Origin of the sequence: Paraburkholderia sp. Tr-20389, assembly GCF_017104565.1 — a bacterium.
Lineage (GTDB): Bacteria > Pseudomonadota > Gammaproteobacteria > Burkholderiales > Burkholderiaceae > Paraburkholderia.
The window spans coordinates 1-6,414 of the sequence record NZ_JAAGPD010000096.1 but is presented as its reverse complement, the minus strand read 5'-3'; the positions used below and the strand labels follow the sequence as shown (position 1 = coordinate 6,414).

Here is a 6,414-nt window from a genome sequence, read left to right as displayed (position 1 = left end):
CACCACCGCCCGCGACACGGCCACCGCCACCGCCCGACATGCGGCCACCGCCGCGCTCCATCGACTCGCCGCGGCTGTAGCCGCCGTCGTCGCCACCACCGCCGCCGCCTGCACCACCGCGGCCGCCGAGCATCTGCATCTGGTCAGCGACGATTTCCGTCGCGTAACGATCGGTGCCGTCTTGTGCTTGATATTTACGCGTGCGGATGCGCCCTTCGATATACACCGACGAGCCCTTCTTCAGGTATTCCGACACGATTTCAGCGAGGCGCCCGAAGAACGAAATGCGATGCCATTCCGTCATTTCCTTGAATTCGCCCGACTGCTTGTCCTTGTAGCGATCGGTCGTGGCAAGGCGGATGTTCGCCACCGCGTCGCCGCTCGGAAGATAACGAACTTCCGGATCGGCGCCCAGATTGCCGACGAGAATGACCTTGTTCACGGATGCCATGAGTTTCTCCTGTTGATTCCGTTCCGGCGACGCGGCACTGGTTGGCTGTCTGCGCCACGGCCGCTTCTGAGTGACCGGAAAGCGCGCCCCGTAACCCGCCGCCTGTAAATTCGAGCCCTAAAACCTTATGCCTTGCGCGGCGGCTGTTTCATGCTGGCGGCGATTATAAGCCAGCATGCGACCAGCCCCGAGCATGCAAAGAAAACCGCGCTCTGACCGTCGACCTTCAGCAGCCAGCCGCCGATCACGCCGCCCATTGCAAGCCCGATCGACTGCGTGGTGTTGTACACGCCGGCTGCCGCGCCCTTGCGGGTGCCGGGTGCCAGCTTCGACACCAGCGAAGGCTGCGACGCTTCCAGGATATTGAAGCCCAGGAAGTAGACGAACAGGATCGCGGCCACGGACAGAATGGTATGCGGTGCGACGCCGAGCAGTAACTGTCCGATCAGGATAAGACCAATCGCACTCAGCAGCACGGCCTTCATCTTGCCGCGCTTTTCCGCGGCGATGATGGCGGGCACCATCATCACGAACGCGAGGCCCATCACGGGCAGGTAAATTTTCCAGTGTGACGCGACGGGCAGACCGCCCGCTTCGAGAATGCGTGGCACGACGAGAAACAACGCGGTTTGCGTGGCATGCAGCACCAGCACGCCAAAGTTCAGGCGCAGCAGTTCCTTGTTGTGCAGCACTTCGTGAAACGGCGCGGGCACGTGAACGGGCTTCGGCGCATCGGGCACGATCCACAGCACCACGCCGATGGCCAGGATCGAGAAGATGCCGACCAGCGCGAACAGACCGCTCATGCCGAGCCAGTGGAACACGATCGGCGCGCCGACGATCGCCACGGCGAACGATACGCCGATCGAGCCGCCCACCATCGCCATTGCCTTCGTGCGGTGCTCCTCGGCCGTCAGGTCCGCGATGAACGCGATCACCGCCGACGACACGGCGCCCATCCCCTGTATCACGCGGCCGACGATGATCCACGTCATGTCGTGCGCGAACGCGGCGACGAAGCTGCCGAGCGCGAAGATCAGCAGACCCGTCGCGATGACAGGCTTGCGGCCGACCTTGTCGGAAATCCAGCCGTAGAAAATGTACAGCAGCGATTGCGTCACGCCGTACGCACCGAGCGCGATGCCGACCAGCAGCACGTTGTCGCCGCCCGGAATCGTCTTCGCGTAGATCGAGAAGACGGGCATGATCATGAAGAGACCCAGCATGCGCAGCGCGAAGATCGCAGCGAGCGACACGGTCGCGCGCAGTTCAGGCGCGCTCATGCGTGAAGAAGTGGCGGACGGATTGGACATCGGGAACGATTTTCGAATGAACGGGCAGCGACCGGTGAAGGCCCGCATAAACAACCCACGCGCAGCATCCCGACGCTGGCCAGGCTTGCAACGGATGCCGGCTGTCTTGCAGAAGGCGGAAATCGCCCTTACCTGTGAGCCATTCCCGCAACGCTGAACCGCAAAAAAACGACGCTTTCGTCCCTGTCAGCACGCCGTTTGCGCACTGTCAGGAAGCCGTAACGGCGGTCTGGAAAAGTCGTTATAGTAGCAGGTTTAGCCTTCTCCTCTTCCCGCCGGTTCATGGAACAAATCCGTATCCGTGGGGCTCGGACCCACAACCTGAAGAACGTCAATCTCGACTTGCCGCGTCACAAGCTGGTCGTGATTACTGGACTGTCCGGCTCGGGCAAATCGTCGCTCGCCTTCGACACGCTCTACGCGGAAGGCCAGCGCCGCTATGTGGAGAGCCTGTCGGCGTACGCCCGGCAATTTCTGCAGCTGATGGAAAAGCCGGACGTCGACCTGATCGAAGGTCTGTCGCCCGCCATTTCGATCGAGCAGAAAGCGACCTCGCACAACCCGCGCTCGACGGTCGGCACGGTCACCGAAATCCACGACTACCTGCGACTACTTTACGCACGTGTCGGCACGCCTTACTGCCCGGATCACGAAATTCCGCTCGAGGCCCAAAGCGTGTCGCAGATGGTGGACGCCGCGCTCGCGCTGCCCGAAGACACGAGGCTGATGATCCTCGCGCCCGTCGTCGCCAACCGCAAGGGCGAGCACACCGAGCTGTTCGAGGACATGCAGGCGCAAGGCTTCATCCGTTTCCGCGTGCGCTCGGGCGGTGGCACGGCGAACGAAGGCGTGGCGAAAATCTACGAGGTCGACTCGCTGCCGCAGTTGAAAAAGAACGACAAGCATACGATCGACGTGGTCGTCGACCGGCTGAAGGTGCGCGCGGACGCGAAGCAGCGCCTCGCCGAATCGTTCGAAACCGCGCTGCGTCTGGCCGACGGCCGAGCCATCGCGCTCGAAATGGACACCGACAAAGAGCATCTGTTCAGCTCGAAGTTCGCGTGCCCGATCTGCTCGTACTCGCTGCAGGAACTGGAACCGCGCCTTTTCTCGTTCAACAACCCGATGGGCGCGTGCCCGGAATGCGACGGCCTCGGCCAGATCACGTTCTTCGATCCGAAGCGGGTGGTCGCGCATCCGTCGCTGTCGCTCGCGGCGGGCGCCGTGAAGGGCTGGGACCGGCGCAACCAGTTTTACTTCCAGATGCTGCAAAGCCTCGCGGCGTTCTACGAATTCGACATCGACACCGCGTTCGAAGACCTCCCCGAAAAGGTGCGCAATATCCTGCTGTACGGGTCGGGCAAGCAGACGGTGCCGTTCTCGTACATCAATGAGCGCGGCCGCACGTCGGTGCGCGAGCATGTGTTCGAAGGGATCATTCCGAATCTGGAACGCCGCTATCGCGAGACCGATTCGGTCGCGGTGCGCGAAGAACTCGCGAAGTATCAGAACAACCAGGCTTGTCCGTCGTGCGAAGGCACGCGCCTGCGCCGCGAAGCCCGCTTCGTGCGCATCGGCGCGGACAAGGACGCGCGCGGCATCTACGAAGTGAGCGGCTGGCCGCTGCGCGACACGCTCGGCTACTTCCAGACGCTGCGTCTCGAAGGCGCCAAGCGCGAAATCGCCGACAAGGTCATCAAGGAAATCGTCGCGCGTCTGATGTTCCTGAACAACGTCGGGCTCGATTACCTGTCGCTGGAGCGCAGCGCCGAAACGCTGTCCGGCGGCGAAGCGCAACGCATCCGGCTCGCGTCGCAGATCGGCTCGGGGCTGACGGGTGTGATGTACGTGCTCGACGAACCGTCCATCGGTCTGCATCAGCGCGACAACGACCGCCTCATTTCGACGCTCAAGCATCTGCGCGATCTCGGCAATTCGGTGATCGTCGTCGAACACGACGAGGACATGATCCGCATGGCCGACTACGTCGTCGACATGGGACCGGGCGCGGGCGAGCACGGCGGCATGGTGATCGCCGAAGGCACGCCCGACGAAGTGCAGGCGGACCCGGCGTCCATGACGGGCCAGTATCTCGCGGGCGCACGCCGCATCGAATTCCCCGACGACCGCAAACAGGCCGACGAGCGCCATCTCCGCATCATCGAGGCATACGGCAACAACCTGAAGCGCGTGACACTCGATCTGCCCGTCGGTCTGCTGACCTGCGTGACGGGCGTGTCCGGTTCGGGCAAATCGACGCTGATCAACGACACGCTCTATCACGCCGTCGCGCAGCATTTGTACGGCTCGTCGACGGAGCCGTCGCCGTTCGAGGCCATCGAAGGGCTCGAACACTTCGACAAGGTGATCAACGTCGACCAGTCGCCGATCGGCCGCACGCCGCGCTCGAATCCCGCCACCTACACGGGCGTCTTCACGCCGATCCGCGAACTGTTCGCGGGCGTGCCCGCCGCGAAGGAACGCGGCTACGATCCGGGCCGCTTCTCGTTCAACGTGAAGGGCGGACGCTGCGAGGCATGTCAGGGCGACGGCGTGCTGAAGGTCGAGATGCACTTCCTGCCGGACGTGTACGTGCCGTGCGATGTGTGTCACGGCAAACGGTACAACCGCGAAACGCTCGATATTCTCTACAAAGGCCAGAACATCAGCGAAGTGCTGGAGATGACGGTCGAGCACGCGTATGACTTTTTCAAGGCAGTGCCCGTCGTCGCGCGCAAGCTGAAGACCCTGCTCGACGTCGGTCTCGGCTATATCCGGCTCGGCCAGTCGGCGACCACCCTGTCGGGCGGCGAGGCGCAGCGCGTGAAGCTCTCGCTGGAACTGAGCAAGCGCGATACGGGTCGCACGCTTTATATCCTTGACGAGCCGACCACGGGTCTGCATTTCCACGATATCGCGCTGCTGCTCGAAGTGATTCATCGGTTGCGCGATCAAGGAAATACCGTGGTCATCATCGAGCATAATCTCGATGTGATAAAAACTGCCGACTGGGTGATCGATCTCGGTCCCGAAGGCGGCGCCGGCGGCGGCCAGATCATCGCGCAAGGCACGCCGGAACAGGTGTCGAAGTCGAAGGCAAGTTTTACCGGTCGCTATCTCGCGCCGCTTTTGCAACGCGACAAAGCGGCCGGCGCGGCATTTCATGAAGGCGAAACGGACGAGGAAGAAGCTGAAGCAACCGTCGGCGATGCCGAAACTGCAGAATCCGCAAATCCAGCCGTAAAAGCGGCAAGGCCGAAAAAGGCCGTCGCCGCCGATGCACCCAAACCGGCTTCGAAATCAACAGCGAAGCCAGCGGCAGGCACGGCCAAAGCGGCAGCAAAAACCGCGAAGGCCCGCAAGCCGAGCGTCAAAACCTGAGGTTGGAGACTATAGATAGCCATGGCCAAGCGTAATCAGGCCCGCGAGGACGGGCAGGTGCAGGATCTGCGCCCTCGCCCGGTCAGGCTGACCAGCGACATGAGCCTGCCGAAACTGTCGGCGGTCGAAATTGGCAGCTACATCGTCGCATTGCTCGCGATGTGGGCGGTGCTCGAACTGAAGCTACTGGGCGCGCTGCTCGCCGGCATGCTCGTGTTTCATCTCGTGCATACGCTCGCGCCGCGCATCGAAAAGCACATGTCGAGCGGGCGCGCGCGCTGGCTCGCCGTGGTGATCCTCTCCGCCGTGATCGTCGGCACGCTGACGGGCTTCACCATTGCCGTCATCGAGCACTTCGAGAAGGACGTGCCGAGTGTGCAGAAGCTACTCGACCAGGCGATGTCGCTGATCGATCAGGCGCGCGGCCGTCTGCCCGAATTCATCGCGCAGAACCTGCCCGTTTCCACCGAACAGATGAAAGAGAAGGCCGCCGTGCTGATGCAGACGCACGCGAGCACGCTGTCGCAGGGCGGCAAGAACGCGGCGCGCATCTTCACGCATGTGCTGATCGGCATGATCATCGGCGCGATCATCGCGGTCGGCGCGCAACGGCATATGCAGCGGCTGCCGCTGTCGACGGCGTTCATCGCGCGCGTCAGCCGTTTCGCCGACGCGTTCCGCCGCATTGTGTTCGCGCAAGTGAAGATTTCGGCGATCAACACGGTGTTCACAGGCATCTTCCTGTTGCTGCTGTTGCCGCTCTTTCACTCGCCACTGCCGATGGCGAAGACGCTCGTGATCATCACGTTCATCGTCGGCCTGCTGCCCGTGATCGGCAATCTGATCTCGAACACGCTGATCGTGGCCGTCGCGCTGTCGGTGAGCTTTCCGGCTGCCGTGACAGCGCTCATCTTCCTGATCCTGATCCACAAGCTCGAGTACTTCCTGAATGCGCGCATCATCGGCGGACAGATCGAGGCGCGCGCCTGGGAACTGCTGATCGCGATGCTCGTGATGGAAGCCGCGTTCGGCATTCCGGGCGTGATCGCCGCGCCGATCTTCTATGCGTACATCAAGCGCGAGCTGATCTATCTGCGGCTGGTGTAACGCGGGTTCTTCTGAAGCAAAAAGGGCGACCGCGAGGCCTAATGCCGTTCAGTTAAGCGACTGAACGGCATTTTGTTTTTGGCGCAAACCGGTTGTAAACGGGACGCGGCGATGTTAACTTTCATCGCCATGCTGGTCGATGATCTGCGCCTGCTTGTTGAA

4 protein-coding genes are annotated in these 6,414 nt (G+C 62.3%); 2 read left to right on the top strand and 2 right to left on the bottom strand.

Annotation, left to right across the window (positions count from 1 at the left end; translation table 11 throughout):
• Together ssb and G3N95_RS40170 are read right to left on the bottom strand one after the other, a co-directional pair.
• On the bottom strand, positions 1–451 hold a 451-nt coding region (ssb, locus tag G3N95_RS40175; RefSeq protein ID WP_205975618.1), incomplete at its 3' end, for a single-stranded DNA-binding protein.
• Positions 452–576: 125 nt separating this feature from the next.
• Positions 577–1,764 (bottom strand): MFS transporter, encoded by a 1,188-nt coding sequence (locus G3N95_RS40170; protein WP_205975617.1) that lies wholly within the window; start codon positions 1,762–1,764, stop codon positions 577–579.
• 282 nt (positions 1,765–2,046) lie between these two features.
• On the opposite strand from G3N95_RS40170, the gene uvrA reads away from it, so the two are divergent.
• The gene (gene uvrA / locus G3N95_RS40165; RefSeq protein ID WP_205975616.1) at positions 2,047–5,145 is read left to right on the top strand and encodes an excinuclease ABC subunit UvrA; all 3,099 of its coding nucleotides are present in this window, start codon (positions 2,047–2,049) and stop codon (positions 5,143–5,145) included.
• Between the two features lie 21 nt (positions 5,146–5,166).
• Positions 5,167–6,252 (top strand): AI-2E family transporter, encoded by a 1,086-nt coding sequence (locus tag G3N95_RS40160; RefSeq protein ID WP_205975615.1) that lies wholly within the window; start codon positions 5,167–5,169, stop codon positions 6,250–6,252.
• The last annotated feature ends 162 nt before the right edge of the window (positions 6,253–6,414 follow it).

Coding starts and splice junctions, on each gene's coding strand:
- G3N95_RS40170 (WP_205975617.1), bottom strand. CDS start 1,764: ATGTCCAATCCGTCCGCCACTTCTTCACGCATGAGCGCGCCTGAACTG.
- uvrA (WP_205975616.1), top strand. CDS start 2,047: ATGGAACAAATCCGTATCCGTGGGGCTCGGACCCACAACCTGAAGAAC.
- G3N95_RS40160 (WP_205975615.1), top strand. CDS start 5,167: ATGGCCAAGCGTAATCAGGCCCGCGAGGACGGGCAGGTGCAGGATCTG.